The following is a 545-nucleotide window of genomic DNA, read 5'->3' on the forward strand; positions in this document are numbered from 1 at the left end:
ATTTCCGGAAATACAACAATTCGATCTGGCAGCGATGGTGCCAAGACTTGCCGTGGCGCTCATATGTGCAACTCCTTGTTCTGGAAAGAAACTGATGGCGCGCACTGAGATAGAGACATAATCAGGAACGATGTTGACGCCGTTGAGTTTGCCAAATATCTCGATGCAAGGCTGGTGGAAATATCGAGGCAACGCGATATTCCAATATCGGAACTTCGACAGGAATACGCCCAAGCTTTGGCTGTGCTGAATATGGAAGATATTGAAAAACGATTTTCAGTGAAGGAATGGCTATCTCGGTTGCTATCGTGGTCTGGACGAAGCTTAAGATGCGCCTATTTTGATGCCAAGATGTGGTTTAAGATAAAGATTACTGGTTGCCTGTAATCCCCAATGAAATTTATCCTCATCCTTCTCATTATAGTGGACCCTGAAATCAAGACAGTAGTTTATGCTGTGCGCTGTCATAAGGGATGAGCGAAATGAGCGAAGCGAAGAAGAGGAAAGTTCACACCCCCGAGTTCAAGGCGAAGGTAGGCCTTGAT

General features: G+C 45.5%; 1 protein-coding gene. It reads right to left on the reverse strand.

Annotated features, from left to right (window positions below; genetic code table 11):
* The coding region (locus tag IV91_RS19445; protein WP_233418511.1) for a hypothetical protein at positions 1 to 234 on the reverse strand (234 nt) is incomplete at its 3' end.
* Positions 235 to 545: the final 311 nt, after the last annotated feature.

Origin of the sequence: Ferrovum myxofaciens, from assembly GCF_000735045.1 — a bacterium.
GTDB classification, from domain to species: Bacteria; Pseudomonadota; Gammaproteobacteria; order Burkholderiales; family Ferrovaceae; genus Ferrovum; species Ferrovum myxofaciens.